The 26,243-nt window shown below is 71.6% G+C and carries 22 protein-coding genes and 2 pseudogenes; 12 read left to right on the forward strand and 12 right to left on the reverse strand.

Annotation, left to right across the window (positions count from 1 at the left end):
- Positions 1-93: 93 nt before the first annotated feature.
- Together meaB and ABZ453_RS30500 are read right to left on the reverse strand one after the other, a co-directional pair.
- The gene (gene meaB / locus ABZ453_RS30495) at positions 94-1,050 is read right to left on the reverse strand and encodes a methylmalonyl Co-A mutase-associated GTPase MeaB (protein WP_356768919.1); all 957 of its coding nucleotides are present in this window, start codon (positions 1,048-1,050) and stop codon (positions 94-96) included.
- 51 nt (positions 1,051-1,101) lie between these two features.
- Complete coding sequence (locus tag ABZ453_RS30500) at positions 1,102-2,304, reverse strand: acetyl-CoA C-acetyltransferase (protein WP_359019809.1); 1,203 nt, start codon at positions 2,302-2,304, stop codon at positions 1,102-1,104.
- 149 nt (positions 2,305-2,453) lie between these two features.
- Between ABZ453_RS30500 and mce the strand changes: the two genes are divergently transcribed.
- The 7 genes from mce to ABZ453_RS30535 all read left to right on the forward strand — a co-directional run bounded on the left by mce (position 2,454) and on the right by ABZ453_RS30535 (position 12,323).
- Positions 2,454-2,894 carry a methylmalonyl-CoA epimerase gene (mce, locus tag ABZ453_RS30505; protein ID WP_059192301.1) on the forward strand — a complete coding sequence of 147 codons (441 nt, stop codon included), beginning with the start codon at positions 2,454-2,456 and terminating at the stop codon, positions 2,892-2,894.
- A 210-nt stretch (positions 2,895-3,104) separates the two neighbouring features.
- Positions 3,105-6,983 carry a polarized growth protein Scy gene (scy, locus tag ABZ453_RS30510; protein ID WP_359019812.1) on the forward strand — a complete coding sequence of 1,293 codons (3,879 nt, stop codon included), beginning with the start codon at positions 3,105-3,107 and terminating at the stop codon, positions 6,981-6,983.
- 192 nt (positions 6,984-7,175) lie between these two features.
- Positions 7,176-8,111 (forward strand): cellulose-binding protein, encoded by a 936-nt coding sequence (locus ABZ453_RS30515; RefSeq protein WP_133044698.1) that lies wholly within the window; start codon positions 7,176-7,178, stop codon positions 8,109-8,111.
- 141 nt (positions 8,112-8,252) lie between these two features.
- Positions 8,253-9,209 carry an ABC transporter ATP-binding protein gene (locus ABZ453_RS30520; RefSeq protein ID WP_359019814.1) on the forward strand — a complete coding sequence of 319 codons (957 nt, stop codon included), beginning with the start codon at positions 8,253-8,255 and terminating at the stop codon, positions 9,207-9,209.
- Positions 9,210-9,211: 2 nt separating this feature from the next.
- Positions 9,212-9,982, forward strand: coding sequence for an ABC transporter permease (locus tag ABZ453_RS30525; RefSeq protein ID WP_359019816.1), 771 nt, complete (start codon positions 9,212-9,214; stop codon positions 9,980-9,982).
- Between the two features lie 146 nt (positions 9,983-10,128).
- Complete coding sequence (locus tag ABZ453_RS30530) at positions 10,129-11,451, forward strand: ABC transporter ATP-binding protein (protein ID WP_359019818.1); 1,323 nt, start codon at positions 10,129-10,131, stop codon at positions 11,449-11,451.
- The gene (locus tag ABZ453_RS30535) at positions 11,448-12,323 is read left to right on the forward strand and encodes an ABC transporter permease (RefSeq protein ID WP_359019820.1); all 876 of its coding nucleotides are present in this window, start codon (positions 11,448-11,450) and stop codon (positions 12,321-12,323) included. The genes ABZ453_RS30530 and ABZ453_RS30535 overlap by 4 nt, the downstream gene beginning before the upstream one ends.
- Positions 12,324-12,341: 18 nt before the next feature.
- Here the strand turns inward: ABZ453_RS30535 and ABZ453_RS30540 are convergent, their stop codons facing one another.
- Entirely contained in the window at positions 12,342-12,683 is a 342-nt protein-coding gene (locus ABZ453_RS30540; protein ID WP_359019821.1) for an ATP/GTP-binding protein, read from the reverse strand.
- A 222-nt stretch (positions 12,684-12,905) separates the two neighbouring features.
- Between ABZ453_RS30540 and ABZ453_RS30545 the strand changes: the two genes are divergently transcribed.
- Positions 12,906-13,934 carry an LLM class flavin-dependent oxidoreductase gene (locus tag ABZ453_RS30545; RefSeq protein ID WP_359019823.1) on the forward strand — a complete coding sequence of 343 codons (1,029 nt, stop codon included), beginning with the start codon at positions 12,906-12,908 and terminating at the stop codon, positions 13,932-13,934.
- Between the two features lie 88 nt (positions 13,935-14,022).
- Here the strand turns inward: ABZ453_RS30545 and ABZ453_RS30550 are convergent, their stop codons facing one another.
- On the reverse strand, positions 14,023-14,415 hold the full coding sequence (locus ABZ453_RS30550; RefSeq protein WP_208778005.1) for an SCO5389 family protein: 393 nt from the start codon (positions 14,413-14,415) through the stop codon (positions 14,023-14,025).
- Between the two features lie 256 nt (positions 14,416-14,671).
- Here ABZ453_RS30550 and nucS point away from each other — a divergent pair, with 256 nt between their 5' ends.
- On the forward strand, positions 14,672-15,343 hold the full coding sequence (nucS, locus tag ABZ453_RS30555) for an endonuclease NucS (RefSeq protein ID WP_359019826.1): 672 nt from the start codon (positions 14,672-14,674) through the stop codon (positions 15,341-15,343).
- Between the two features lie 75 nt (positions 15,344-15,418).
- On the opposite strand, the gene ABZ453_RS30560 is transcribed toward nucS, so the two are convergent.
- The 4 genes and pseudogenes from ABZ453_RS30560 to ABZ453_RS30575 all read right to left on the reverse strand — a co-directional run.
- On the reverse strand, positions 15,419-17,953 hold the full coding sequence (locus ABZ453_RS30560; RefSeq protein ID WP_359019828.1) for an ATP-binding protein: 2,535 nt from the start codon (positions 17,951-17,953) through the stop codon (positions 15,419-15,421).
- Positions 17,954-18,204: 251 nt separating this feature from the next.
- Positions 18,205-18,528 (reverse strand): STAS domain-containing protein, encoded by a 324-nt coding sequence (locus tag ABZ453_RS30565; protein ID WP_133044688.1) that lies wholly within the window; start codon positions 18,526-18,528, stop codon positions 18,205-18,207.
- Between the two features lie 186 nt (positions 18,529-18,714).
- Entirely contained in the window at positions 18,715-19,563 is an 849-nt protein-coding gene (locus tag ABZ453_RS30570) for a 3-hydroxyacyl-CoA dehydrogenase family protein (protein WP_133044687.1), read from the reverse strand.
- Between the two features lie 136 nt (positions 19,564-19,699).
- A pseudogene (locus tag ABZ453_RS30575) lies at positions 19,700-20,017 on the reverse strand (helix-turn-helix domain-containing protein); the annotation flags it as partial.
- 137 nt (positions 20,018-20,154) lie between these two features.
- Between ABZ453_RS30575 and ABZ453_RS30580 the strand changes: the two are divergent.
- Positions 20,155-20,723, forward strand: a pseudogene (locus tag ABZ453_RS30580) (ATP-binding cassette domain-containing protein); the annotation flags it as partial.
- A gap of 107 nt (positions 20,724-20,830) precedes the next feature.
- Positions 20,831-21,403, forward strand: coding sequence for a cob(I)yrinic acid a,c-diamide adenosyltransferase (locus ABZ453_RS30585; protein WP_359019830.1), 573 nt, complete (start codon positions 20,831-20,833; stop codon positions 21,401-21,403).
- A 19-nt stretch (positions 21,404-21,422) separates the two neighbouring features.
- Here the strand turns inward: ABZ453_RS30585 and ABZ453_RS30590 are convergent, their stop codons facing one another.
- Genes ABZ453_RS30590 through ABZ453_RS30605 form a run of 4 tightly spaced genes read right to left on the reverse strand, consistent with a single transcriptional unit; the run spans position 21,423 to position 24,217 of the window.
- Positions 21,423-21,641: a hypothetical protein gene (locus ABZ453_RS30590; RefSeq protein ID WP_359019832.1), complete on the reverse strand. Its 219-nt coding sequence runs from the start codon at positions 21,639-21,641 to the stop codon at positions 21,423-21,425.
- Entirely contained in the window at positions 21,611-22,012 is a 402-nt protein-coding gene (locus ABZ453_RS30595) for a hypothetical protein (protein ID WP_359019834.1), read from the reverse strand. Before ABZ453_RS30595 ends, ABZ453_RS30590 begins: the two co-directional genes overlap by 31 nt.
- A gap of 52 nt (positions 22,013-22,064) precedes the next feature.
- The gene (locus tag ABZ453_RS30600; RefSeq protein WP_359019838.1) at positions 22,065-23,528 is read right to left on the reverse strand and encodes a HAMP domain-containing sensor histidine kinase; all 1,464 of its coding nucleotides are present in this window, start codon (positions 23,526-23,528) and stop codon (positions 22,065-22,067) included.
- On the reverse strand, positions 23,525-24,217 hold the full coding sequence (locus ABZ453_RS30605) for a response regulator transcription factor (protein ID WP_359019840.1): 693 nt from the start codon (positions 24,215-24,217) through the stop codon (positions 23,525-23,527). The genes ABZ453_RS30600 and ABZ453_RS30605 overlap by 4 nt, the downstream gene beginning before the upstream one ends.
- A gap of 181 nt (positions 24,218-24,398) precedes the next feature.
- On the opposite strand from ABZ453_RS30605, the gene ABZ453_RS30610 reads away from it, so the two are divergent.
- A complete protein-coding gene (locus ABZ453_RS30610) occupies positions 24,399-26,225 on the forward strand; it encodes a glycoside hydrolase family 18 chitinase (protein WP_359019842.1) in 1,827 nt (608 codons plus the stop codon).
- Positions 26,226-26,243 lie beyond the last annotated feature (18 nt).

Below are 26,243 nucleotides of genomic sequence, written 5' to 3' on the forward strand. Positions count from 1 at the left end.
GCGCGGGCCGGGGCGGGCCCTATGCCAAGAGGAGGAACATGCGGGCAACTTAACAGCGTGGGGTGGGGGGCGCCATGGGATTTCGAGCCCGGGTCAGCTCTCCGTCAGACCCGCCACCAGCTCGTCCGCGGCGCGGTAGGGGTCCAGTTCCCCGCCGACGATCCGTTCCGCCAGCGCGCTGAGCCGACGGTCGCCGTGCAGGTCGCCGATGCGTTCGCGCAGGGTGGTCACGGCGATGGTCTCGACCTCGCGGGCCGCACGGGCCAGCCGGCGCTCGGCCAGCACGCCCCGCTCCTCCATCCAGGCGCGGTGCTTCTCCAGCGCCTCCACGACCTCGTCGACGCCCTCCGCGCGGGCGGCGACCGTCTTGACGATCGGCGGGCGCCAGTCGCCCGGACCGCGGGACTCGCCGAGACCCAGCATGTGGTTCAGCTCGCGGGCGGTGGCGTCGGCGCCGTCGCGGTCGGCCTTGTTGACGACGTACACGTCACCGATCTCCAGGATCCCGGCCTTCGCCGCCTGGATGCCGTCACCCATGCCGGGGGCCAGCAGCACCACCGACGTGTCCGCCTGGGAGGCGATCTCGACCTCCGACTGGCCCACGCCCACCGTCTCGACGAGGATCACGTCGCAGCCCGCCGCGTCCAGCACACGGATCGCCTGCGGGGCGGCCCAGGCGAGGCCGCCCAGATGGCCGCGGGTGGCCATGGAGCGGATGTAGACGCCGGGGTCGGAGGCGTGCTCCGACATCCGGACGCGGTCGCCCAGCAGGGCGCCGCCGGAGAACGGGGACGACGGGTCGACGGCCAGGACGCCGACCCGCCTGCCCTGCTTGCGGTACGCGGTGACGAGCGCGGACGTGGAGGTCGACTTGCCCACGCCGGGCGAGCCGGTCAGACCGACCACGTACGCGTTGCCCGTCAGCGGGGCCAGGGTCTCCATGACCTCCCGCAGCTGCGGGGACGCCCCCTCCACCAGGGAGATCAGCCGGGCCACGGCACGCGGCCGGCCCTCCCTCGCCTGGGCGACGAGTGTGGAGACGTCCTGCATCACAGCTCCGTTCAGGAAGGCACGTACGACAGATACGTACGAAGGAGGGTCTCAGGCCTTGGGTACCCGCACGATCAGGGCGTCACCCTGACCGCCGCCGCCGCACAGCGCGGCCGCGCCGACGCCGCCGCCCCGGCGCTTGAGCTCCAGGGCCAGGTGCAGGACGAGCCGGGCGCCGGACATGCCGATGGGGTGGCCCAGGGCGATCGCCCCGCCGTTGACGTTCACCTTTTCCGTGGACACGCCGAGGTCCTTCATTGACTGGACCGCGACGGCCGCGAAGGCCTCGTTGATCTCGATGAGGTCCAGGTCCCCGACCTCCAGGCCCTCCTTCTTCAGGGCGTGCAGGATCGCGTTGGACGGCTGGGACTGCAGGCTGTTGTCGGGGCCGGCGACGTTGCCGTGGGCGCCGATCTCGGCGATCCACGCGAGGCCCAGCTCCTGCGCCTTGGCCTTGCTCATCACGACCACGGCCGCCGCACCGTCCGAGATCTGCGAGGAGGTGCCGGCGGTGATCGTGCCGTCCTTGGTGAACGCCGGGCGCAGCTTGCCCAGGGACTCCACGGTGGTGTCGGCGCGGATGCCCTCGTCCTTGCTGAAGACGACCGGCTCGCCCTTGCGCTGCGGGATCTCGACCGGGGTGATCTCGGCCTCGAAGACGCCGTTCTTCTGGGCGGCGGCGGCGCGCTGGTGGGACAGCGCGGCGATCTCGTCCTGCTCGGGGCGCTGGATGCCGAGGCGGGTGTTGTGCTTCTCGGTCGACTGGCCCATCGGGACGTTCTCCCAGGGGTCGGTCAGACCGTCGTACGCCATGGCGTCGAGCATCTCGATCGCGCCGTACTTGAAGCCCTCGCGGGACTTCGGCAGCAGGTGCGGGGCGTTGGTCATGGACTCCTGGCCGCCCGCGACGATCACGTCGAACTCGCCGGCGCGGATCAGCTGGTCGGCGAGCGCGATGGCGTCGAGGCCGGACAGACACACCTTGTTGATGGTGAGCGCCGGGACGTTCATCGGGATGCCCGCCTTCACGGCGGCCTGGCGTGCCGGGATCTGCCCCGCCCCGGCCTGGAGCACCTGGCCCATGATGACGTACTGCACCTGGTCGCCACCGATCCCCGCACGGTCGAGGGCGGCCTTGATCGCGAAGCCGCCGAGGTCGGCTCCGGAGAAGGACTTCAGCGAGCCCAGCAACCGCCCCATGGGCGTACGGGCGCCCGCGACGATCACCGAGGTCGTGCTGTTCGATCCAGACATGAGCTGCGATCCCCTTACCGGCTGCACTGCCGAGGAGTGAACGAGGGTTTACTTCAAAGGTACTGAGTGGCACTCCGTGCCGTCATCGGGCCGTCGGTGTGATCGCGCGCACGTTGCGTAACCATCCGAAGAGCGCTGCACTGACAAACATGCTGACGCGAATCGACCACATCGGGATCGCCTGCTTCGACCTCGACAAGACCGTCGAGTTCTACCGGGCCACATACGGCTTCGAGGTGTTCCACTCCGAGGTCAACGAGGAGCAGGGCGTCCGCGAGGCCATGCTCAAGATCAACGAGACCTCGGACGGCGGCGCCTCCTACCTGCAGCTTCTCGAGCCGACGCGGCCGGACTCGACCGTCGCGAAGTGGCTCGACAAGAACGGCGAGGGTGTCCATCACATCGCCTTCGGCACCGCGGACGTGGACGCCGACGCCGCCGACATCAAGGACAAGGGCGTCCGGGTGCTGTACGAAGAGCCGCGACGCGGCTCCATGGGGTCACGGATCACGTTCCTGCACCCCAAGGATTGCCATGGAGTACTGACAGAACTGGTCACATCGGCGCCTGTTGAGTCACCTGAGCACTGACCCTCGTACATAGGGGCCGGTAGGGTTGGGGGCGGTCGCTCCCCAAGCGAGGGGTGGCCGCACGCCGGGGTCCGGGTTTCGGGGGGCGAGCGTCGGGGCAGCAGCCCATGCTCCGCCGTTGATCTGACACCATTCCCCGGGGGCCCCGTTCGGCGGAGGACGGAGCTCGTATGGGCAGACCTGCGACCAGGGGACGGATGGGACCGCGCAGTGCGGGGCTACGAACGCCAGGAGCGAGAGCCGGCGGCTGACGTCGACCACCTCTCTCGGTTCGAGGCCGAGATGGATCGGCTGAAGACCGAGCGGGAGAAGGCGATCCAGCACGCCGAGGACCTCGGCTACCAGGTCGAGGTGCTGCGCGCCAAGCTGCACGAGGCGCGCCGCACCATCATGTCCCGCCCCGACTTCGGCGGCGGCGACCTCGGCTACCAGGCCGAGCAGTTGCTGCGCAACGCCCAGATCCAGGCCGACCAGCTGCGCCAGGACGCCGAGCGCGAGCTGAGCCAGGCGAGGGCGCAGACCCAGCGCATCCTGCAGGAGCACGCCGAGCAGGCCGCGCGGCTGCAGGCGGAGCTGCACCAGGAGGCGGTCACCCGCCGTCAGCAGCTGGACCAGGAGCTCGCGGAGCGCCGGCAGACCGTCGAGTCGCACGTCAACGAGAACGTGGCGTGGGCGGAACAGCTGCGCGCCCGTACGGAGTCCCAGGCGCGCCGGCTGCTGGAGGAGTCCCGTGCCGAGGCCGAGCAGGCCATGGCGGCCGCCCGCGCGGAGGCCGAGCGGCTGACCCGGGAGGCCCGCGAGCGGCTGCAGACCGACGCCGAGGCGGCCCGCGCGGAGGCCGAGCAGATCCTGCGCCGGGCCCGCACGGACGCCGAGCGGCTGCTCAACGCCGCCTCCACGCAGGCCCAGGAGGCCACCGACCACGCCGAGCAGCTGCGCTCGTCGACCGCCACCGAGTCCGACAGCACCCGCCGCCAGGCACAGGAGCTGAGCCGGGCCGCCGAACAGCGCATGGCGGAGGCCGAGGAGGCGCTGCGCAAGGCGCAGGCCGAGGCGGACAAGCTGGTCACCGAGGCCACCGCACAGGCCGAGAAGGCCCTGTCGAGCGCCGAGTCGGCCAACGAGCAGCGCACGCGCACGGCGAAGGAGCAGGTCGCCCGGCTGGTCAGCGAGGCCACCAAGGAGGCGGAGGCCACCAAGGCGGACGCCGAGCAGGTCGTCGCGGACGCCCGCGCCGAGGCAGAGCGGATCGTCGCCGAGGCATCCGAGAAGGCCCGCACGATCACCGCCGAGGAGAGCGCGACCCAGCTGTCCAAGGCGGCCAAGACGGCCGAGGACGTCCTCAACAGGGCGCAGGAGGACGCGCGGAACACCACCAAGGCGGCCGCCGAGGAGGCCGAGCGGATCCGTTCCGAGGCCGAGGCCGAGGCGGACCGGCTGCGCGCCGAGGCGCACGACCTGGCCGAGCAGCTCAAGGGCGCCGCCAAGGACGACACCAAGGAGTACCGCGCCAAGACGGTCGAGCTGCAGGAGGAGGCCCGCCGGCTGCGCGGCGAGGCCGAGCAGCTGCGCGCCGACGCGGTCGCGGAGGGCGAGAAGATCCGCGCGGAGGCCCGCAAGGAGGCCGTGGCGCAGATCGAGGAGGCGGCCAAGACCGCCGAGGAGCTGCTGTCGAAGGCCCGGCAGGACGCGGACGAGCTGCGCCAGAAGGCCACCACGGACAGCGAGAAGGTCCGTACGGAGGCCATCGAGCGGGCGACCACGCTGCGCCGGCAGGCCGAGGAGACCCTGCAGCGCACCCGCCAGGAGGCCGAGCGGCACCGCGAGGAGGTCGTCGAGCAGGCCGAGGGCATCAGGGCCGACGCCGAGCGGGCCGCGCTCGAGCTGCGCGAGGAGACCGAGCGGGCGATAGAGGCCCGCCGGGCGGAGGCCGCCGACGAGCTGACGCGGCTGCACACGGAGGCCGAGGACCGCCTCGCCGCCGCCGAGCAGGCGCTGACCGACGCCCGCGAGGAAGCCTCCCGTATCCGCCGGGAGACCGTCGAGGAGACGGAGCGGCTGCGCGCCGAGGCCACCGAACGCATCCGTACGCTGCAGCAGCAGGCCGAGGCGGAGGCCGAACGCCTGCGGGACGAGGCCGCGTCGGACGCGTCCGCCTCGCGTGCCGAGGGCGAGGCCATCGCCGTACGGCTGCGTTCGGAGGCGGCGGCCGAGGCGGAGCGGCTGAAGTCGGAGGCGCAGGACGCGGCCGACCGGATGCGGGCCGAGGCGCTGGCCGCGGCCGAGCGGCTGGGCGCGGAGGCCTCCGAGACGCTGGCCGCCGCGCAGGAGGAGGCCAACCGGCGCCGGCGCGAGGCCGAGGACACCCTCGGTGCCGCACGGGCCGAGGCCGGCCAGGAGCGTGAGCGGGCCCGCGAGCAGAGCGAGGAACTGCTGGCCTCAGCCCGCAACCGGGTCGAGGAGGCGCAGGCCGAGGCGGTCCGGCTGGTCGAGGAGGCCGACCGGCGCGCGAACGAGATGGTGTCGGCGGCCGAGCAGCACGCCCAGCAGGTACGGGACTCGGTGGCCGGGCTGCACGAGCAGGCCCAGGAGGAGATCACCGGGCTGCGCAGCGCCGCCGAGCACGCGGCCGACCGCACCCGGCGCGAGGCGCAGGAGGAGGCGGACCGGGTCCGCGCCGACGCGTACGCCGAGCGGGAGCGGGCCAGCGAGGACGCGGGCCGCATCCGGCGCGAGGCGGCCGAGGAGACGGACGCGGCGAAGGCGCTGGCCGAGCGCACCGTCGGCGAGGCGATCGCGGAGGCGGAGCGGCTGCGCTCGGAGACGGCGGAGCACGCCCAGCGGGTGCGTACGGAGGCTTCCGACGCCCTCGCCGAGGCCGAGCAGGCGGCCGGGCGCGCCCGGGCGGACGCCCGTGAGGACGCCAACCGCATCCGCTCGGACGCGGCGACGCAGGCCGACACCCTGATCACCGAGGCCCGCAACGAGGCCGAGCGGCTCACCACGGAGACGATCCGGGACACCGACCGGCTGCGCAACGACACGGTCACGGAGGCCGAGCGGGTGCGGGCCGAGGCGGTCGCCAAGGCGGAGAACCTGCTCGCGGACGCCACCGGGGAGGCGGAGCGGCTGCGCGCCGAGGCCGCGGAGACGATCGGGGCGGCCCAGCGGCACGCGGAGCGGATCCGCAGCGAGTCCGAGCGGGTCAGGTCCGAGGCGGCGGCGGAGGCCGAACGGCTGGTCAACTCCGCGCGCGAGGAGGCCGAGCGGACGCTGGACGAGGTGCGCAGGGAGGCCAACAAGCGGCGCCAGGACGTGGCCGAGCAGGTCGACACGCTCATCACGGAGACCACGGCCGAGGCGGACAAGCTGCTGACAGAGGCACAGCAGCAGGCCCACAAGACCACCGCCGACGCGGAGGCGCAGGCCGACTCGATGGTGGGCGCGGCCCGCACGGAGGCCGACCGGCTGGTCTCCGAGGCGACGGTCGAGGGCAACTCGCTGGTGGAACGGGCCCGTACGGACGCGGACGAGCTGCTGGTCGGCGCGCGCCGGGACGCCACCCAGATCCGCGAGCGCGCGGAGGAGCTGCGCGACCGCATCACGGGCGAGATCGAGGCGCTGCACGAGCGGGCCCGCCGCGAGGCCGCCGAGACGATGAAGTCGACCGGCGACCGCTGCGACGCGCTCATCAAGGCCGCCGAGGAGCAGCTGGCCAAGGCGCAGGCGAAGGCCAAGGAGCTGGTCTCGGAGGCCAACTCCGAGGCGGGCAAGGTCCGTATCGCCGCGGTGAAGAAGGCCGAGGGCCTGCTGAAGGAGGCCGAGCAGAAGAAGGCGGCGCTCGTGAGGGAGGCCGAGGAGCTGAAGGCCGAGGCGATCCGCGAGGCCAGGGCCACGGTCGAGGAGGGCAAGCGCGAGCTGGAGATCCTGGTGCGCCGGCGCGAGGACATCAACGCCGAGATCTCCCGGGTCCAGGACGTGCTGGAGGCGTTGGAGTCCTTCGAGGCTCCCGCCGGGGGCAAGGACGGTGGCGTCAAGGCGGGGGCGACGGTCGGCGCACCTCGTTCGGGTAAGCCGTCGGACGGCTAGTCGGACAGCTGATCGACAGCAATTCAGGTGCGGTCTGGGGCCTTTGACCAAGTTTTTGGCAAGCCGTCCCAGGGTTAGCCACTCAAAAGGGGTGTCATTCTCCAGATCAAACACGTATCCGCTCGATGACACACCGCTTCGGCCCCTAGGATTCCCCCTATCACCTCACCGGTCTCATTTGACAGGAACCCCATGAGCGACACTTCCCCCTACGGCTTCGAGCTTGTGCGGCGTGGGTACGACCGCGCTCAGGTGGACGAACGCATCTCCAAGCTCGTCTCCGACCGTGACAGCGCTCTCGCCCGCATCACCGCTCTGGAAAAGCGCATCGAGGAGCTCCACCTCGAGACGCAGAACGCCCAGGCTCAGGTAAGCGACGCGGAGCCGTCGTACGCCGGTCTCGGCGCGCGTGTCGAGAAGATCCTGCGCCTCGCCGAGGAAGAGGCCAAGGATCTGCGCGAGGAGGCCAGGCGCGCGGCCGAGCAGCACCGCGAGCTCGCCGAGTCGGCGGCCCAGCAGGTCCGCAACGACGCAGAATCGTTCGCGGCGGAGCGCAAGGCCAAGGCCGAGGACGAGGGCGTCCGGATCGTCGAGAAGGCCAAGAGCGACGCCTCGCAGCTGCGTTCCGAGGCGCAGAAGGACGCGCAGTCCAAGCGTGAGGAGGCGGACGCCCTCTTCGAGGAGACCCGCGCCAAGGCCGCGCAGGCCGCCGCCGACTTCGAGACGAACCTGGCCAAGCGCCGGGAGCAGTCCGAGCGCGACCTGGCCTCGCGTCAGCAGAAGGCCGAGAAGCGTCTCGCGGAGATCGAGCACCGCGCCGAGCAGCTGCGCCTGGAGGCGGAGAAGCTGCGCACCGACGCCGAGCGCCGCGCCCGCCAGACGGTGGAGACCGCTCAGCGCCAGGCCGAGGACATCGTGGCCGACGCCAACGCCAAGGCCGACCGGATCCGTTCGGAATCCGAGCGTGAGCTGGCCGCGCTGACCAACCGCCGCGACTCGATCAACGCCCAGCTGACGAACGTCCGCGAGATGCTCGCGACGCTGACCGGTGCGGCCGTGGCCGCCGCCGGTTCGCCGGCCGAGGACGAGCCGATCTCCCGCGGGGTCCCGGCGCAGCAGTCCCGGTAATCAGCAGCACGCTCAGAGGCCCGTACCGTCTCCCCCGGAGGTGCGGGCCTCTTGGCGTGGTCGGCGGACGTTGCCCGTGGCGTCGCCCTCTGTTTGCCCGCCCGGGTGGCACTCGCCCAACCGCCGTCCTAACGTGGCCGCATGATCGAGCTCGAGGGGCTGACCAAGCGGTACGGCGAGAAAGTGGCGGTCGACAACCTCACCTTCACCGTCAGACCCGGCATCGTGACCGGTTTCCTCGGGCCCAACGGCGCCGGCAAGTCGACGACGATGCGGATGATGCTGGGGCTCGACCGGCCGACCGCGGGCGACGTACGCATCGACGGCCGGCACTACGACCGCCTCAAGGACCCGCTGACGTACGTCGGCGCCCTGCTGGACGCCAAGGCCATGCACGGCGGCCGCAGCGCCTACAACCACCTGCTCTGCCTCGCCCAGAGCAACGGCATCCCGAAGAGCCGGGTGGTCGAGGTGCTGGACACCGTGGGCCTCACCGCGGTCGCGAAGAAGAAGGCCAAGGGGTTCTCGCTGGGCATGGGCCAGCGGCTCGGCATCGCGGGCGCGCTGCTGGGCGATCCGCGGATCCTGATGTTCGACGAACCGGTCAACGGGCTCGACCCCGAGGGCATCCACTGGATCCGCAACCTGATGAAGTCCCTCGCCGCGCAGGGGCGGACGGTCTTCGTGTCGAGTCACCTGATGAGCGAGATGGCGCTGACCGCCGACCACCTCGTGGTCATCGGACAGGGGCGGCTGCTCGCCGACACGTCCATGGCCGACTTCATCGAGCGCAACTCGCGGTCGTACGTCCGCGTCCGCACCCCGCAGCGCGAGCGGTTGCTCGACGTGCTGCACCAGGCGGGCGTGACGGTCGTCGAGGCCGGCAGCGGGGCGCTGGAGGTGGACGGCGGCAAGGCCGAGCAGATCGGGGAGCTGGCCGCGCAGCACCAGATCGTGCTGCACGAGCTGAGCCCCCAGCAGGCCTCCCTGGAGGAGGCGTTCATGCAGCTGACCGCCGAGTCGGTCGAGTACCACGCACACACCGACACGCCCGTCGACCAGCCCCGGCCGTGGGGCGAGGGCTGGAACAGGAGCTGAGCATGGCCGCGATCCAGGTCGTACGGTCCGAGTGGACCAAGATCCGGTCGGTGGCCTCGACCGTGTGGACGCTCTCCCTCGCGGTGGTCGTCACCGTCGCCCTCGGCATGCTGATCTCGGCACTGTCGAAGAACGAGTTCGACAACATGAGCGCGAAGGACCGGCTCTCCTTCGACCCGACCTTCATCAGCTTCGCCGGCATGACCCTCGGTCAGCTCGCGATGATCGTGTTCGGGGTGCTGGTCGTCTCCAACGAGTACAGCACCGGCATGATCCGCACCTCGCTGGCCGCGGTACCGCAGCGCGGCACCTTCCTGTTCAGCAAGATCGCGGTGGCGACCGGGCTCGCCCTGGCCGTGGGCATGGTGACCAGCTTCGTCGCCTTCTTCCTCGGTCAGGCGATGCTCGGCTCGCACCGGGCCTCGATCGGCGACCCGCACGTGCTGCGAGCGGTGATCGGCGGCGGGATCTACATGACCCTGATCGCGGTGTTCTCGATGGGCGTCGCGGCGATGCTGCGCTCGCCGATGCTGTCCCTCGGGATCCTGATGCCGTTCTTCTTCCTGATCTCCAACATCCTGGGCAATGTGTCGGCGACCAAGAAGATCGGCCGGTACCTGCCCGACCAGGCGGGCAGCAAGATCATGCAGGTGGTGCCGAGAATCGACGACGACACGCCGTACGGGCCCTGGGGCGGCCTCGGGATCATGGCGCTGTGGGTGGTGGCCGCGCTCGCCGGCGGGTACGTGCTGCTGACGCGACGGGACGCCTGAGCTGGGCCGACGGGACGCCCGAAAGCGGACGGTCGGCGGCCGGCCTTTTACTTCCTCTTGAGCGGAACCGTCAGCGCCTCGATATCCTCCTAACCCTTACGGGGGCGTGTGCCCCGCTGTCCTGAACCTTTCGATGGGTGCGGAGCATGATCGAGGCTGTCGGCCTGACCAAGCGGTACGGCGACAAGACCGCTGTGTACAACCTGTCCTTCCAGGTGCGGCCCGGGGCCGTCACCGGCTTCCTGGGGCCCAACGGCTCCGGCAAGTCGACGACGATGCGGATGATCCTCGGGCTGGACAACCCCACGGCGGGGCAGGTGACGATCGGCGGTTACCCGTACCCCAAGCTGCCGAACGCCCCCCGCCAGGTGGGCGCGCTGCTGGACGCCAAGGCCGTGCACGGCGGCCGCTCGGCCCGCAACCACCTGCTGTGCCTCGCCCAGCTGTCCGGCATCCCGGCCCGCCGGGTCGACGAGGTGCTCGGCGTGGTCGGCCTGCAGGACGTGGCGAAGCGGCGGTCCAAGGGCTTCTCGCTCGGCATGGGGCAGCGGCTCGGCATCGCCGTCGCGCTGCTCGGCGATCCCCAGGTGCTGCTCTTCGACGAGCCGGTCAACGGGCTCGATCCCGAGGGCATCCTGTGGGTGCGCAACCTGATGAAGGCGCTCGCCTCGGAGGGCCGTACGGTCTTCGTCTCCTCGCACCTGATGAGCGAGATGGCGCTGACCGCCGACCATCTCATCGTCATCGGGCGTGGGCAGCTGCTCGCCGACATGAGCGTGAAGGACTTCATCTCCGCGAACTCCGCCGACTTCGCGCGCGTGCGGACTCCGGACACCGAGCCGCAGCTGCGCGAGAAGCTGACGTCCGCGCTGACCGAGGCGGGCGGGCACGTGCTGCCGGAGCAGGACGGCGCGCTCAGGATCACGGGACTTCCGCTCCCCCGCATCAGCGACATCGCGCACGACGCCGACGTACGGCTGTGGGAGCTGTCCCCGCATCAGGCCTCGCTGGAGGAGGCGTACATGCGGATGACGCAGGGCGCGGTCGACTACCGCTCGACCGTCGACCAGAAGGAGGGCCTGATGCAGCCCCTCCCGCCCGGCGCCCAGCCCCCGGTCCCGGTCCCCGGCCAGGGCCAGCCCGGCTGGTACGCCCCACCCCCGCCGGGACACGGCGGCCGGCCTTTCGCGATGCCGGGTCCTTACGGCGGCGCGGGACAGCCTCCTACGGGCCCGTACGGCACCTCGGGAGCCCCGGGCGCGGACCAGCCCAACCCCTACGCCCAGCCGACGCCCCAGCCGTCCCAGGCGCCACAGCAGGCCCCGGCCGCCGCCACGACTCCGGCACCACCACAGCCGTCCGCCCAGCCGACGGATGCCGCGCGGCCGTCCGCGCCGCAGGACGCCGCCCCGGCCTCCGCCCCGTCCGCCGCTCCCGCCGACCTGACCAAGCCCGAGGACGCACGATGAGTACCCCGCAGCCCCCGATGCCGCAGGCCGCCGTACCCGACTGGCAGGGTGGCGCGGCCGGTTCGCCGTACGGCGGTTACACCTCGCCGATCCCCGTCGTGCGCACGCACCTCGGGCACGCGATCGCCTCGGAGTGGACGAAGATCAGGTCGGTGCGCTCCACGATGTGGACGCTCGGCGTGTTCCTCGTACTGGTCGTCGGGATCGGTCTGCTGGTCGCCGCGCTGGTCGAGGCCAACGCCTCCGACGGCAGCCTGGCCAGCGACAACCCGCTGTCCTTCGGCGTGTTCGGCCTGCTGCTCGGCAGCATCTGCATCATCACGCTCGGCGTGCTGACCACCGCCTCCGAGTACGGCACCGGCATGATCCGGACGACGATGACGGCCTGCCCGTCCCGCAGCCGGGTGCTCGCGGCGAAAGCCATCGTGTTCTTCGCGGTCGCCTTCTCGGTGACCTTCGTGTCCGTGCTGCTCGTCGCCCTCGCGGACGCCTCCATCCTCAGCGGGGCCAGGTCCCCCTCCACCCAGGAGTGGCTGAAGGGCACGCTCGGCATCTCGCTGTACGTCGCGCTGCTCGGCCTGCTCTCGCTCGTCCTCGGCTCCGTCATCCGGCACTCGGCGGGCGCCATCACCATCATGATCGGCCTCGTGCTGGCCCCGCTGGTGCTCGCCCTGTTCATGTTCTCGGAGTCTTTGAGCGGACTGCGCGACGCCCTGTTCAACTACTCGATCCCGAGCCAGATGAGCGTGTTCTACACCACATCCCTCACCAACGACGGCCCCACCGGCTGGGACCCGTTGTGGATCGCCCTGGGTGTGACCGCGGCCGCCTTCGCCGGCGCGGTGTCGCTGCTGCAGAAGCGCGACGTCTAGCAGACGGCCGGAACCGGCTCAGAACTTCGGCGCGTTACGGGACCGCTGCACCCGCGTGGTGCGGCGGTCCTTCGCGTTCCAGCAGGCCTTGTGCCAGTGCCGCCGGTCGTCGACCCCCGCGTGCTCCGGCCAGGCCACCACGTGCGGGACGCCGGAGGCGATGAGCTGGTCACAGCCCGGGCAGCGGTACGTCTTGCCCTGCGCGCTCGCGCCCGCCACATGGCGCACGCTCCACTCCTCGCCCTGCCAGTTCTCCGTCGACTGCCAGCCGCCGTAGCGGCCGGGGCGGTCGTCCTCGGCGCTCCGGCCGGAGGAGGACGACGGATCTGCTCCCTTGGGTCGGTTGCGACGCGGGGACACGGAACACCTCACGGGGCTATACAGGAAGCTGGGGCCGCATCCAGCCTACGGGTCCAGGACAGGGGTACGCGTAGGGGACCAACCCCCTCAAGTCCCCACTGCGGCCACCCATTCTGCAGACAATCCGCAAATCTCTTCGCCAGGCCGTGTCCTCGGCACGTGTCGGACGGTTATGCCGGGTGGGGGAGCTCCGCGTCGGAGCCAAGGAAGCAGGAAAAGGCAATGCACGTAGGAACGTTCGTGTTGGCGGCCCAGTTCCCGGGCCAGGGTCACGGGGAGGCCTTGCACCGCGCGATCCGCTCGGCCGAGGTCGCCGAGGAGGCCGGTCTGGACTCGGTCTGGCTGGCCGAGCACCACTTCGTGCCGTACGGGACCTGCCCGTCGGCGATCACCCTCGCGGCTCTGCTGCTGGGCCGCACCAGCCGGCTCCGGGTCGGCACGGCGGTCAGCGTGCTGCCCACCGCACACCCGGTGGCGCTCGGCGAGCAGGCGGCGCTGCTGCACATCGCCTCCGGCGGCCGCTTCTCACTGGGCGTGGGGCGCGGCGGCCCGTGGGTCGATCTGGAGGTCTTCGGTTCCGGCCTCGCGGCGTACGAGAAGGGGTTCCCGGAATCACTCGATCTGCTGGTGCGCTGGCTGCGTGAAGCCTCGGTCGGGGCCGCCGGGGAGCGCTTCAGCTTCCGTGAAGTGCCCGTGGTCCCCAGGCCGTCGGAATCCTTGTCGGGTGAGCCGGGCCCCGAGGTGGTCGTCGCCTGCACCTCGGCGGCGAGTGTGCGGCTGGCGGCCGAGCGCGGACTGCCGATGCTGGTCGGGATGCATGTGGGCGACGAGGAGAAGGCCGAGATGGTCGCGCTGTGGCGGCAGTCGGCGCGCGCGGCCGGGCAGGCGCCGGAGCGGGTCCTGTACGCGCCCCATGTCTCGGCCGGCGTCTGTCAGATCGCGGACCGGCGCACGGACGCGGTGGAGGCGCTGACGAAGGCGATGCCGGGCTGGCTGCGGCAGGGGCTCGAGGCCCATGTCACGGTGGACGGGCGGGCCCGGCAGATGCGCGACCCGCTGGCGTACACCGAACTGCTCTGCGGGCTGCACCCGGTGGGCACCCCGCGGCTGTGCGTCGACCGGCTCACGGCGACCAGTGAGCGGACGGGCATCTCCCGCTTCGCCCTGCTGGTCGAGGGCTCGGGCGATCTGGCGGCCACCGAGGAGAACGTACGGCGGCTGGGCGCCGAGGTCCTGCCCCACCTCGGCTGATCTCGAACTGTGCTGTTCTGCACGGAGCTTGCCGCCCCAGTACTGATGCACCTCCCGCGTATGGAGCGGCAAGCCTGCGACGTGCCGCTCAGCAGTCCCGGAACTCCGGGGACTGGTTGAGCAACTGGCTGCGCACCGAGGTGAAGCGGGCCAGGGTCTCGTCGACGGACGAGTCCAGCGGGAACACCGCCACCCGGTGGCAGTTCTGGAAGGCCAGCCGCACACCGAAGTGCCGCTGCAGGGCGCCGCGTATCGCGTCACTCGCGAGCGCACGCAGCAACTGACCGCGTGCCTGCTCGTCCGGCGGGGGCGTCTGGTTGTCGGCGAACTGTCCACCGTCCACCTTCAGCTGGGCCACCAGGGAGCTGATCATCTCCCATGCGTAGGGCAGGGAGGTCCGGACGCAGTCGACGAAAGCTGCTTCGTCGACCTCGCCTCGCTCGGCCTGTTCGAGTAGGGCCGGTGAGACGTCGAGCGACATGGGTTCTCCTCTCGCACCCCCGTGGTTGACAGGGGTTGCCGGACAGATAAGGGAGTCCGCGACTTCGAACACGCGCTGTATACGCATCGCGACCTCCCGGTCACTACGGTATGCAACGGACGGTGACGGCACCAGCAGAATGCGCACATGGGGCGGTCTCTTTGGGCACACAATCGGCCATAAATGAACAGGGGTTGACCCAGTACTTCCGGGGCGAATCGCGTGCACAGGCACCCGTCGAGTAGCGTTGCCGACCATGCGTCTCGTCATTGCCCGATGCTCCGTCGACTACGCGGGCCGGCTCACCGCCCATCTCCCCCCGGCGCCCCGCCTGATCCTGGTGAAGGCGGACGGCAGCGTCTCGATCCACGCGGACGACCGTGCGTACAAGCCCCTGAACTGGATGTCTCCGCCCTGCACGCTGAAGGAGGGCAGCGGCGAGGAGGAAGGCGTGTGGACCGTCGTCAACAAGGCGGGCGAGAAGCTGATCATCACGATGGAGGAGATCCTCCATGACTCCTCGCACGAACTGGGCGTGGATCCCGGCCTGATCAAGGACGGCGTGGAAGCACACCTCCAGGAACTGCTCGCCGACCGCATCGAGACCCTGGGCGACGGCTACACCCTCATCCGCCGCGAGTACATGACGGCCATCGGCCCGGTCGACATCCTGTGCCGGGACTCCGAGGGTCGGACCGTCGCCGTCGAGATCAAGCGGCGCGGTGAGATCGACGGTGTGGAGCAGCTCACGCGCTACCTCGAGCTGTTGAACCGCGATCCCCATCTCGCCCCTGTCCGCGGCATCTTCGCGGCCCAGGAGATCAAGCCCCAGGCCCGCGTCCTCGCGACGGACCGCGGCATCGGCTGCGCGGTCCTGGACTACGACGCCCTGCGGGGCATCGAGGACGACAAGCTGCGGTTGTTCTGAGAGAGGGTTCTTCCTCTACGGCCGAGGGGGCCGGGTTCGTCCGTACGAACCCGGCCCCCTCCGTGTGTCTCGGCCTCAGATCACCGAGCCCGCCGAACCGCTCGGCGTGCCCGGACCGCTGGTCGTGCCGACCGGGGCGCTCGACGAAGCGGGGGCGCTGGAGGCGGGGCCGCTGGCGGAGGTGGAGGTGGTCGGAGTGTCCGACGGCGGCTGGGACGTCGCCGAGTCGGACGGCGTGGGCGTCGGGGTCGGAGTCGACGAGTGGGACGGCGTGGGGCTGGTCGAGGTCGACGGCCTCGGAGTCGTCGAGTGCGAAGGCGACGACGTCGTGCCGCCCCCCGACCCCCTGGTCCCGCTCGGCTTGTCCGACGGGGTGTTGCCGTAGGACGGCGGGGTCGGGTCGTCCGAGGTGCCGTACGTGCCGTCGGGGCCCGGGTCGCTCGGGCGGCTCGTCGCCGTGCCCGTGTCGCCGGAGCCGTTGCCCTTGCCGTTCTTCGGGGTGTCCGCGCCCAGGGAGCCATCGTCCACGCCCTGGCTGGCGGACGGGTTGACGCCGACCTTGTCGGAGGGGTTGTTGGCGTCGTTGTTGGAGGTCGCGCCCAGCGTCACCACCGTGCCGAGCACCGCCACCAGCAGCGCGCCGGCACCCGCCGCGACGAGGTTGCGCCGGGCGAGCCCGCGAATGCCGGCGCGGTGGGCCTTGGGCGGTGTCCCCGGGCCCGGCGCCGCGCGGTTGACGACGATCGTCGAGGTCTCGCCGGTCGGCGGCGGCAGGGCCGCGACCGCCCCGAAGGCGGCGGGCACCCCGCCCGGGGGCGACTGGGACTCCTCGTAGCGCGCGTCCGGCACCTCCTCCCCCGCCGTCGCCACGAAGCCCGGCGCCGTGCCGGTCCGGTCGGCGACCAGGGCGAGGGCGCGGCGGCCGGCCACCGTGCCACGCTTGTCGGATATCGCGCCGCGCAGCCCGAGGGAGGTCTCCAGCTCGGTGCGGGCCCGCTCGAAGTCCCCGCCGCAGATCGCGAGGACGCCCAGCTCATGGTGGAAGTAGGCCTGTTCGGCGACCTCTCCGGCCAGCCGGGCGGCCTCGGTGCCGGACCGCAGGGCGCGGTCCCAGGCGCTCCAGTGCAGCCCGGCCGCGAAGGCGGGCGCGGCCGTACGGGCCAGCTGGACGGTGACGGCCTCCTCGTCCTCTCCGGGCGGGGTCGTCACCGGCACCAGGACCGCGAGGGCGGCGAGCAGGGCGTCGGCCTCGGCGCACACGCGCTCCGGGGTGACCGAGGGGTGCCCGGCCCACCAGGCGTAGTGCTGGGCGGCGGTCAGCGCGCGGGCCTCGATGTCGTCGCCGTACCCGGCGGCCTCCAGCTGCTGCAGCACACCGGCCGCGAGGCGGTAGCGGGAGCCGACCGGCGAAACCAGTCCGCAGGAGGCCAGTTCGCCGAGGGCCGCGTCCGCGTGGGTGTCGCCGACGAGGGCGGGCAGGTGGGCCTGGTGCGGGAGCTCGCCGCCGAGCGCCACGGCGAACCGCAGCGTGGCGCGGGCCGAGTCGCTGAGCCGCGAGGCGAGCAGCGGCGCGGGCGCGGCGGCCTCGCCGAGCGAGGGCAGCGGCAGGTCGTCGCTCTCCTCGACGCCGAAGGGTGTCTCGAAGGGCGCGTCGACGGGCAGCGCGTCGGCGAAGACGCCGAACTCGTCGACGGCGCTCGCGCCGGCCCGCTGCTGGTCGCGCTGGCGCAGCAGGGCGCCGGCCTGGACGAAGCGCAGCGGCAGACCCTCGGACTCGAACCAGAGGTCGCCGGCCCAGTTGGCCTCCTCCTCGGTGAGCGCCCGGCCGACGGTGCGCTCGATGATGTCCACGCCGCCCGCGCGCTCGAGACCGCCGAGGAAGACCTCCTCGACGACCGCGTCGACGGACGGGGCGGGCACGTCGGGTGTGGCGCCGATCACGAAGGCGCACTCGGGCGTCGCGTCGAGCAGCTCGTCGAGGGCGGCGCCGCCGAACTCGATGTCGTCCAGGACGACGACCGCGCCGATGTCCCGGACGAATCCGAGCAGTTCGTCCCGTCCCGGGCGGTGCAGCGGCGCGTTGTAGACGTTGTAGAAGAGGTCGAGGAGCAGTTCGTCGGCGGTGCGGTGGAAGCCGCTGAGGCGGACGACGCCGTCGGGGGCGAGGTCCGAGCAGTCCTCGGCGACCAGGTCGAGCAGGGCGGTGCGGCCGGAGCCGGCCGGGCCGGTGAGGCGTACCGAGCGGCCGCGGGCGAGCAGGCGGACCAGCCGCTCGCGGTCGTCCTGGCGTTCCAGCAGCGGCAGTACGGGCAGGGCCGGTCCGGGCGGGACGGGTGCCTTGGCGGCACGGGCCACCTCGGCGCGCTCGGCCGGGGTGAGCTTCTCGGGCCGGCCCGGGCGTTCCCCGGGCGGGCAGGTCTCTATCTCGCTGCCGTCGACGGGGTTGACGGTGAGCAGATAGTCGCCGGTGACCAGCTGCACCGTACGCGCGAGCGCGGGCGCAGTCTGTCCGAAGTCGGATGTGAGGGAGTCCCTGGGCGGGCGCGGGCGCGGCGAACCGCCGTCGCCGTCATGGCCGTACTCCTCGGGTCCCCGGTTGTTCGGGTCCATAGGTCAAGCCCCCCAAAAGCGCTCGTGTGCCGATACAGCCCCTCCCGGCCTTGCCGCACACCTCGCTGTCGCTTCTGGTCCGGTGCCCGCTCGAGGGTTCTCGGGGTGGCGGGCGACCGAACCCTAAACCTTCGCACAGTATCTCCGACAGCCCGGGGTACCGCGCCGTCCGAGACGTCACAGTCCGGTGAGGATTGCACGTGTCGTACGTTTCGGAACCGGAGCGTCCGGGTGCCCTCGCGGGTCCGCCGTCACACCCGGGGCAGTGACTCCACCCCGATGCCCCCCTCGATCGCCAGGATCCGGTGCAGTCGGGTGGCCACCAGCAGGCGCTGCATCTGCGGGGGTACCTCGCGCAGCACCAGGCGCCGGCCGCAGCGGCCGGCCCGCCGGTGGACGCCCATGATCACCCCGAGTCCGGTGGCGTCCCAGGAGTCCAGTTCGGACAGGTCGAGCACCAGGTCGCCGACTCCGTCGTCGACGGCCGAGTGCAGGACCGTACGGGCGTCCGCCGCGCTGCGGACGTCGAGGCGGCCCCCGACGACCAGCTCGGCGTGGTCGCCCCTGATGTACATATGCGCTCCCCGTGAGTGCGGTGGCGTACTCCATGACGGTGGCTGTGCATCGTCTGACTGCTTCAGCGGCGAAGTGGTTGCCGTCTGTAAGCGAACCGATACCGAATTCACCCCCAGGAGTGAGGCTCCCGGGGCTTGTGCGGTTTCAGTGGCTGTGCGGTTTCCGTGGCTGGACGCACCGGTGTGTCAGTACGTGTAGAAGCCCTGCCCGCTCTTGCGTCCGATGTCACCGGCGTCAACCATCCGGCGCATCAGCTCCGGCGGCGCGAACTTCTCGTCCTGCGACTCGGTGTAGATGTTGCTGGTGGCGTGCAGCAGGATGTCGACCCCGGTCAGGTCCGCCGTGGCCAGCGGGCCCATCGCGTGGCCGAAGCCCAGCTTGCAGGCGAGGTCGATGTCCTCGGCGCTCGCCACGCCGGATTCGTACAGCTTGGTGGCCTCGACGACCAGCGCCGAGATGAGACGGGTGGTCACGAAGCCGGCCACGTCGCGGTTGACGACGATGCAGGTCTTGCCGACGGACTCGGCGAACTCCCGCGCGGTGGCGAGGGTTTCGTCGCTCGTCTTGTAGCCGCGGACCAGCTCGACGAGCTGCATCATCGGCACCGGCGAGAAGAAGTGGACGCCGACGACCCGCTCGGGACGTTCGGTGGCCGCCGCGATCTTGGTGATCGGGATGGCGGAGGTGTTGGAGGCGAGCACGGCGTCCTCGCGCACGAGCTTGTCCAGCGTGCGGAAGATCTCGTGCTTGACCTCCAGCTTCTCGAAGACGGCCTCGACGACGACGTCGGCGTCCGCGGCGGCGTCCAGGTCGGTGGTCGTGGTGATCCGGGCGAGGGCGGCGTCGGCGTCGTGTGCCTCGAGCTTGCCCTTGCCGACGAACTTGTCGTACGACGCCTGGATGCCGCCGACGGCACGGTCCAGTGCCTCGTCGGTGACGTCGCGCAGGACGACGTCCCAGCCCGCCTGCGCGGAGACCTGGGCGATACCGGAACCCATCAGGCCGGCACCGATGACGGCAAGCTTCCGTGCCACTGTGCGACTCCCCTTTGAAACGCCTTGAACCCTGTTCAGGTTGCCTCTCCGGCGGACCCTAGCGCCGATGACCGGTTGTGTGACGGGTTAGTAATGCGCGTCACGTCTCATCTGACGGACATCACACCGGCAGGGGTCATTCAGCGCCCCGGACGGCGTAGTTGAGCACCTTGCCACTCAACAGCTCCTCGATGTCGTCGAGGAGGGCCGGCACCTCTCGTGACACTTCGCGTGGATTGCGCCCCTTGACCATCTCACGGCCGATGACGCCCATCACGGTGCTGTGCGCCCAGCCGAGCTGACCGGCGGTCACGGGATGAGCCCGACCCGCGGCGACACCGCCTCGACCTCCTCGCGCAGCTCCCGAAGAAGAGGTCCTCCTTCGCCGGGAAGCAGGTGTAGACGGTGTTACGGAGACGTCGGCGGCCTCGGCGATCTCGGCGACCGTCACGGCGGGGGCCTCCGGCGGTGAGGAGGGAGCGGGGGCGCTGTCACGCCCCCACGCCCCAAGACCCCCGATTGGGGGCACGCACTGCGGCGCCCCCAACCGAATCGCCCTCATCACCGCTCAGCCGCCCGCCGGGGCACCGTATCGACCTCACCGTCCGCGAGGGCGAGATCCTCGGCTTCATCCGCCCGAACGGCGCCGGCAGGACCACCACCCTCCGGATGCTCATGACCCTGCTCGCACCGACCGGCGACACGGCCTCGGTGGCCGGCTGCGACCTGGTGACCGATCCGGTCGGGGGGCGACGGGCGTACGGATACGTGGCCCAGTCGGGCGGGGTCGACCCGAACATCGGCGTGCGGGAGGAGCTCGTCACCCAGGGCCGCCCTGCTGCCTGACGAAGCACCAGGCGGGCGTCCGGGCCGAGGAGTTGGCCCGCGAGCTGGACTTCGCGGACCTCCTCGACCGCAAGGCCGGCGCGCTCTCCGGTGGGCAGCGCCGACGCCTCGACATCGCGATGGCCCTCACCCACCGCCCCAGGGTGCTGTTCCTCGACGAGCCGACGACCGGCCTCGCCCCCGGCAGCCGGGCCGACCTGTGGAACCTGATCCGCCGGCTGCGCGCCGAACACGGGACCACGGTCTTCCGCACCACCCATTACCTGGACGCGGCCGACGCCCTCGCCGACCGCTTGGTGATCGTCGACAAGGGCACGGTCGCGGCAGTACGGCGCGCTGGTGGCCGCCGGTCTCTCGGTGCTCGCCGTGACAGTGGGCACACGTGTGTTCCGGACGGCCGGAGCGTAATTACGCTGGCCGCATGGTCAATCTGACGCGCATCTACACGAAGACCGGCGACAAGGGCACCACCAACCTCGGTGACATGAGCCGGGTCGCCAAGACCGATCTGCGCATCGCCGCGTACGCCGACGCCAACGAGGCGAACGCGGTGATCGGCACGGCGATCGCGCTGGGCGGTCTGGAGGAGGAGGTCGTCAAGGTCCTCACCCGCGTCCAGAACGACCTGTTCGACGTGGGCGCGGACCTGTCGACGCCCGTGGTGGAGAACCCCGAGTTCCCGCCGCTGCGGGTGGAGCAGTTCTACATCGACAAGCTCGAGGCGGACTGCGACCGCTTCAACGAGCGGCTGGAGAAGCTGCGCTCCTTCATCCTTCCGGGCGGCACCTCCGGCGCGGCCCTGCTCCACCATGCCTGCACGGTCGTCCGCCGGGCCGAGCGCTCCACCTGGGCGGCCCTGGAGGCCCACGCCGATGCGATGAACCCCCTCACCGCGACCTACCTCAACCGCCTCTCCGACCTCCTCTTCATCCTGGCGCGCACGGCGAACAAGGCGACGGGAGATGTGCTGTGGGTGCCCGGCGGGGAGCGCTGAGCCGGGTCGCTCCCCTCTCTCAGTGGTCCTGTGCCGCGTCCTTGTCGGCCCGGGCCAGGGCGGACTCGGCGGCAGCCAGCTTCCGTTGCATCTCCGCGTAGCCGGAAGGAGTGGCGGCGGCCTTCCGGGGCGTACCGGCGTCGTGGGCGCAGCCCGCGGTCAGCGCGATCAGAAGCGCGACAGCGGCGGCTGCGGCCTTCGGCCGCATCAGCTCGCGCCGCCGTTGTGATCCTTGCACCAGTTCTCCACCTCGGCCAGGTCCTTCTGGCGCTGCTCCAGCGTCGTCACCAGGGACTTGCGGAAGGTCAGCCGGTCCTGGAGGTAGGTGGCGATCTCGGAGTGCCCGGCGCTCTTCGCGTTGTCCACCCGCTGCTGCAGCCGGGCGATCGAGCCGCGCTGCCCGGCGCCCGCGTTCAGCCGCTTCAGGGCCCGGTCGATCCGGTGGTCGATCTTCGAGGCCCGCTTGCACAGGGCCCGCGCGCCGTCACCGGTCGGCGTGGAGGAAGGCGCGGGGGTGCTGTCGGCGACGGCCGCTCCGGTGGTCCCCGCCAGGAGCGCCGCCACGGCCGCCCCGGTGAGGAGCGTGCGCCGGCGTCGTCGTACGTACATCTCAGCCTCCGTTCCGCGGACGGCCCCTTCGTCCGTCCGCCCGCCCGGGAGGCTAGGGAGCGTCTTTGGGGAAACTCTGTGACCGGTTTGTCCCGGCTGTGTCGATCAGCCAGTCGCGGTGCGCGGGCAGCGGGCCACCGGATGACGGCAGCCGCACCTCGAAGCGGGCGCCCACGTCCGAGGGGCCGTCCTCGACCGTGACGCTCCCGCCGTGCAGGGCCGCCTGCTGGGCGACGAGCGTCAGGCCGAGCCCGGAGCCGGAGCTGGCGGGTCCACGCCGGAAGCGCTCGAAGATCCGGGCGCGGGCTTCGAAAGGCACCCCGGGGCCGGCGTCGTCGACGGTGACGACGACCTGGTCGCCCGCGCGCCGCACCCCGACCGTCACCGTCGCCCGGCCCGTCGCGTCCCGTCCGTGGGCCAGGGCGTTGGCCAGCAGGTTGTCCAGCAGCAGGCGCAGGCCCGGTTCCCAGCCGTGCACCGTCGGCCCGGGTTCCGCGGCCAGCGTGATCCGGGCCTCCGGGGCGCGCCGTCGGGCCTCGGCCACAGCGGCGTCGGCCGTCTCGGAGACGTCCACGGCCTTGAAGGCCTCCGCCTCCACCAGGTCGCCGCGGCCCAGCTCGCGCAGCATGACCAGCAGGTTCAGCAGCCGGGCGTGCTCGGTGCGCAGGTCGGCGAGGACCTCGGTGCGGTCGGGTTCGGGCAGGTCGGGATGGGCGGCGAGGATGTCGAGGTTGGTGCCCATACTCATCAGCGGGGTGCGCAGTTCGTGCGCGGCCGCCGAGGAGAAGGAGCGGGCGGTGTCCAGCGCCTCGGCGGTACGGGCGGCCTGTTCGTCGTAGCGGGCGAGGACCGTGCGCAGGGTGGCCGCGAGTTCGTCGACCTCGGTGACCCCGCTCGGCTCGTCGGAGAGCCGGGCGGTGCTGGTGCGGGGGTCGAGTCCGGCGGTACGACGGCCCAGGCGCCGCAGCGGGCCGGTCGCGCCGGTGGCGACCGCCCAGGCGAGCAGGCCGGAGAGCGGGACGGCGAGCAGGGTCGTGACGGCCACCCGGCGCCGTACCAGGCGGAGTTGGGCCTGGTCGGCCGCGTTGGGCGAGAAGACCCAGAGGGTGCCCGAGCCGCGCGGGGTGGTGATCGTCCGGGCCAGCGCACGCCAGCTCTCGGCGCCGTCCCGCACCGTGACGGGACCCTTCGTGCCCTCGGGCAACGGCACCGAGGCGTCCGGCTGCGGGCCGCCGCTGAAGGTGGCGTCCGGGCCGGTGACGCGTACGCCGACGTCGAGGGCGGCGCTGAACAGCCGCCGTTCGCGGGTGTCGGCCGCCTTGGGGCGGTTGTCGGCGGTGGCCCGCAGCAGGGCGCGGGCGTCGGGGGCGACGGCGGTGGCACGCGCGCGCAGATGGTCGTCCTCGGCGCTGCGCAGGTCATGGTTGACCAGCCGGAGCAGCAGCCAGCCGGAGGCCAGGACGAGCAGCGGCACGGTGACGCCGACCGCGAGCCCGATACGGGTGGAGAGCCTCACGGTTCGTCCCTCAGCACGAAGCCGACTCCGCGCACGGTGTGCACCAGCCGGGGCCGGCCGTCGGCCTCCAGCTTGCGCCGGAGATAGCTGACGAAGGTGTCGACGGCGTCGGTGCGCACGTCGAAGTCGTAGCCCCACACCCGTTCCAGCAGCTGGTCGCGGGTGAGGACGAGCCCGGCGTTGCGGGCGAGCACCTCCAGCAGCTCGAACTCGCGGCGGGTCAGCTCCAGTGGCCGCCCGTCGCGCTCGGCGGTGCGGGCGCCCGGATCGATCACCAGACCGGCAATCCGGAGCACCTCCCCCGCGGGCGGCCGACGGCGCAGCAGGGCGCGCAGCCGCAGCACCAGTTCCTGCAGGGCGAACGGCTTGACCAGGTAGTCGTCGCCGCCCGCCTGGAGCCCGGCGATACGGTCGGCGGTCTCGTCGAGCGCGGAGAGCATCAGCACGGGCAGGTCCAGCCCGTCCGCGCGGAGCCGTTCGCACACCTCGATGCCGCTCATGCCGGGCATCGACACATCGAGGACCAGGACGTCGGGCGGTGCCTCGCGGACCGTGGCCAGCGCCTCCCGGCCGCCGTCCGCCGTGCGGACCCGGAATCCGCTCAGCCTGAGCCCGCGTTCCAGGGAGCGCCGGATGGCCGCGTCGTCGTCCACGACCAGCACGGCCCCGGAACGTTCCGCCTCGCTCATACACCCCTCCCAGCTCGCCGCCCGGTCAGGGTACGGGCCCCCGCAGGGCGCGCGGCAGCGGTGGTTCCGAGGTGACCGAGTGGTCCAGACCTATTGACCCGTGGTCCAGACCTTTCTATTCTCGCGGCACCGTGGGTGTGAAGGCTCAGTCACGCCCCAACTCCCCCTAAGGAGGCGCGACATGCGCTTCAGACACAGAGCCGCGGCCGGGTTCGCGACGCTGTTGCTCCCGCTGGCCGGACTCGTCGGTCTCGCGAGCCCCGCCCAGGCCGCGAGCACCGCTACGGCCACCTACGCCAAGACCCAGGACTGGGGCACCGGCTTCGAGGGCAAATGGACGGTCACCAACACCGGTTCCACGTCGATCAGTTCCTGGACGATCGCCTGGGACTTCCCCTCCGGTACCTCCGTCACCTCGGCCTGGGACGCCGACGTCACCAGCTCCGGCACCCACTGGACCGCCAAGAACAAGTCCTACAACGGCACCCTCGCCCCCGGCGCCTCCGTCTCCTTCGGCTTCAACGGCACCGGCTCCGGCTCGCCGAGTAACTGCACGCTGAACGGCGGCAGTTGTGACGGCGGTACGACCGTCCCCGGCGACAACCCGCCCTCCGCGCCCGGCACCCCGACGGCGTCCTCGATCACCGACACCTCGGTGAAGCTGAGCTGGAGCGCGGCCACCGACGACAAGGGCGTGAAGAACTACGACGTCCTGCGCGACGGCAAGGTCGTCTCCACCGTCACCGCCACCAGCTACACCGACACCGGCCTGACCGCCGGCAGCGACTACTCCTACACCGTCCAGGCCCGCGACACCGCGAACCAGACCGGCCCGGCCAGCTCCGCGGTCGCGGTCCACACCACCGGCGGTACGACCCCTCCCCCGACCACCGGCGACAAGGTCAGACTCGGCTACTTCACCGAGTGGGGCATCTACGGCCGCAACTACAACGTCAAGAACCTGGTGACGTCGGGCTCGGCCGCGAAGATCACGCACATCAACTACGCCTTCGGCAACGTGACCAACGGCCAGTGCGCGATCGGCGACTCGTACGCCGACTACGACAAGGCGTTCACCGCCGACCAGTCCGTCAGCGGGGTCGCCGACACCTGGGACCAGCCGCTGCGCGGCAACTTCAACCAGCTGCGCGAGCTGAAGGCCAAGTACCCGAACATCAAGGTGCTGTGGTCCTTCGGCGGCTGGACCTGGTCCGGTGGCTTCGCCCAGGCCGCGGCCAACCCCGCCGCGTTCGCCGCCTCCTGCTACAACCTCGTCAACGACCCGCGCTGGGCGGACGTGTTCGACGGCATCGACATCGACTGGGAGTACCCGAACGCCTGCGGCCTGTCCTGCGACACCAGCGGGGCGGCGGCCTTCAAGAACGTGCTGTCCGCGCTGCGCGCCAAGTTCGGCACGAGCAAGCTGGTCACCGCGGCCGTCACCGCCGACGGCTCGGCCGGCGGCAAGATCGAGGCCGCCGACTACGCGGGCGCCGCGAACTACGTCAACTGGTACAACGTGATGACGTACGACTTCTTCGGCGCGTGGGACGCCCAGGGCCCGACGGCCCCGCACTCCCCGCTCACCTCGTACTCCGGCATCCCGAAGGCCGGGTTCACCACGGCCGACGCGATCGCCAAGTACAAGGCCATCGGGGTCCCCGCCTCGAAGCTGCTCATCGGCATCGGCTTCTACGGCCGCGGCTGGACGGGCGTGACCCAGGACGCGCCGGGCGGCACCGCCACGGGGGCCGCGGCGGGGACGTACGAGCAGGGCATCGAGGACTACAAGGTCCTCAAGACGTCCTGCCCGGTCACCGGCACCGTCGCCGGCACGGCGTACGCCCACTGCGGCAGCAACTGGTGGTCCTACGACACCCCGTCGACGGTCGCCGGGAAGATGAGCTGGGCCAAGTCCCAGGGTCTGGGCGGCGCGTTCTTCTGGGAGTTCAGCGGCGACACCAGCAACGGAGAGCTGGTGAGCGCCATCAACAGCGGACTGAGCTGACCCTCGGCCCGCCCCACC

Origin of the sequence: Streptomyces sp. NPDC005799 (assembly GCF_040630525.1) — a bacterium.
GTDB classification, from domain to species: domain Bacteria; phylum Actinomycetota; class Actinomycetes; order Streptomycetales; family Streptomycetaceae; genus Streptomyces; species Streptomyces griseorubiginosus_B.

What these genes read in the sequence shown, in the direction of transcription:
- meaB (WP_356768919.1), bottom strand. Translation starts at nt 1,050, where the DNA reads ATGCAGGACGTCTCCACACTCGTCGCCCAGGCGAGGGAGGGCCGGCCG.
- ABZ453_RS30500 (WP_359019809.1), bottom strand. Translation starts at nt 2,304, where the DNA reads ATGTCTGGATCGAACAGCACGACCTCGGTGATCGTCGCGGGCGCCCGT.
- mce (WP_059192301.1), top strand. Translation starts at nt 2,454, where the DNA reads ATGCTGACGCGAATCGACCACATCGGGATCGCCTGCTTCGACCTCGAC.
- ABZ453_RS30515 (WP_133044698.1), top strand. Translation starts at nt 7,176, where the DNA reads ATGAGCGACACTTCCCCCTACGGCTTCGAGCTTGTGCGGCGTGGGTAC.
- ABZ453_RS30520 (WP_359019814.1), top strand. Translation starts at nt 8,253, where the DNA reads ATGATCGAGCTCGAGGGGCTGACCAAGCGGTACGGCGAGAAAGTGGCG.
- ABZ453_RS30525 (WP_359019816.1), top strand. Translation starts at nt 9,212, where the DNA reads ATGGCCGCGATCCAGGTCGTACGGTCCGAGTGGACCAAGATCCGGTCG.
- ABZ453_RS30530 (WP_359019818.1), top strand. Translation starts at nt 10,129, where the DNA reads ATGATCGAGGCTGTCGGCCTGACCAAGCGGTACGGCGACAAGACCGCT.
- ABZ453_RS30535 (WP_359019820.1), top strand. Translation starts at nt 11,448, where the DNA reads ATGAGTACCCCGCAGCCCCCGATGCCGCAGGCCGCCGTACCCGACTGG.
- ABZ453_RS30545 (WP_359019823.1), top strand. Translation starts at nt 12,906, where the DNA reads ATGCACGTAGGAACGTTCGTGTTGGCGGCCCAGTTCCCGGGCCAGGGT.
- ABZ453_RS30550 (WP_208778005.1), bottom strand. Translation starts at nt 14,415, where the DNA reads ATGTCGCTCGACGTCTCACCGGCCCTACTCGAACAGGCCGAGCGAGGC.
- nucS (WP_359019826.1), top strand. Translation starts at nt 14,672, where the DNA reads ATGCGTCTCGTCATTGCCCGATGCTCCGTCGACTACGCGGGCCGGCTC.
- ABZ453_RS30560 (WP_359019828.1), bottom strand. Translation starts at nt 17,953, where the DNA reads ATGGACCCGAACAACCGGGGACCCGAGGAGTACGGCCATGACGGCGAC.
- ABZ453_RS30565 (WP_133044688.1), bottom strand. Translation starts at nt 18,528, where the DNA reads ATGTACATCAGGGGCGACCACGCCGAGCTGGTCGTCGGGGGCCGCCTC.
- ABZ453_RS30585 (WP_359019830.1), top strand. Translation starts at nt 20,831, where the DNA reads ATGGTCAATCTGACGCGCATCTACACGAAGACCGGCGACAAGGGCACC.
- ABZ453_RS30595 (WP_359019834.1), bottom strand. Translation starts at nt 22,012, where the DNA reads ATGTACGTACGACGACGCCGGCGCACGCTCCTCACCGGGGCGGCCGTG.
- ABZ453_RS30605 (WP_359019840.1), bottom strand. Translation starts at nt 24,217, where the DNA reads ATGAGCGAGGCGGAACGTTCCGGGGCCGTGCTGGTCGTGGACGACGAC.
- ABZ453_RS30610 (WP_359019842.1), top strand. Translation starts at nt 24,399, where the DNA reads ATGCGCTTCAGACACAGAGCCGCGGCCGGGTTCGCGACGCTGTTGCTC.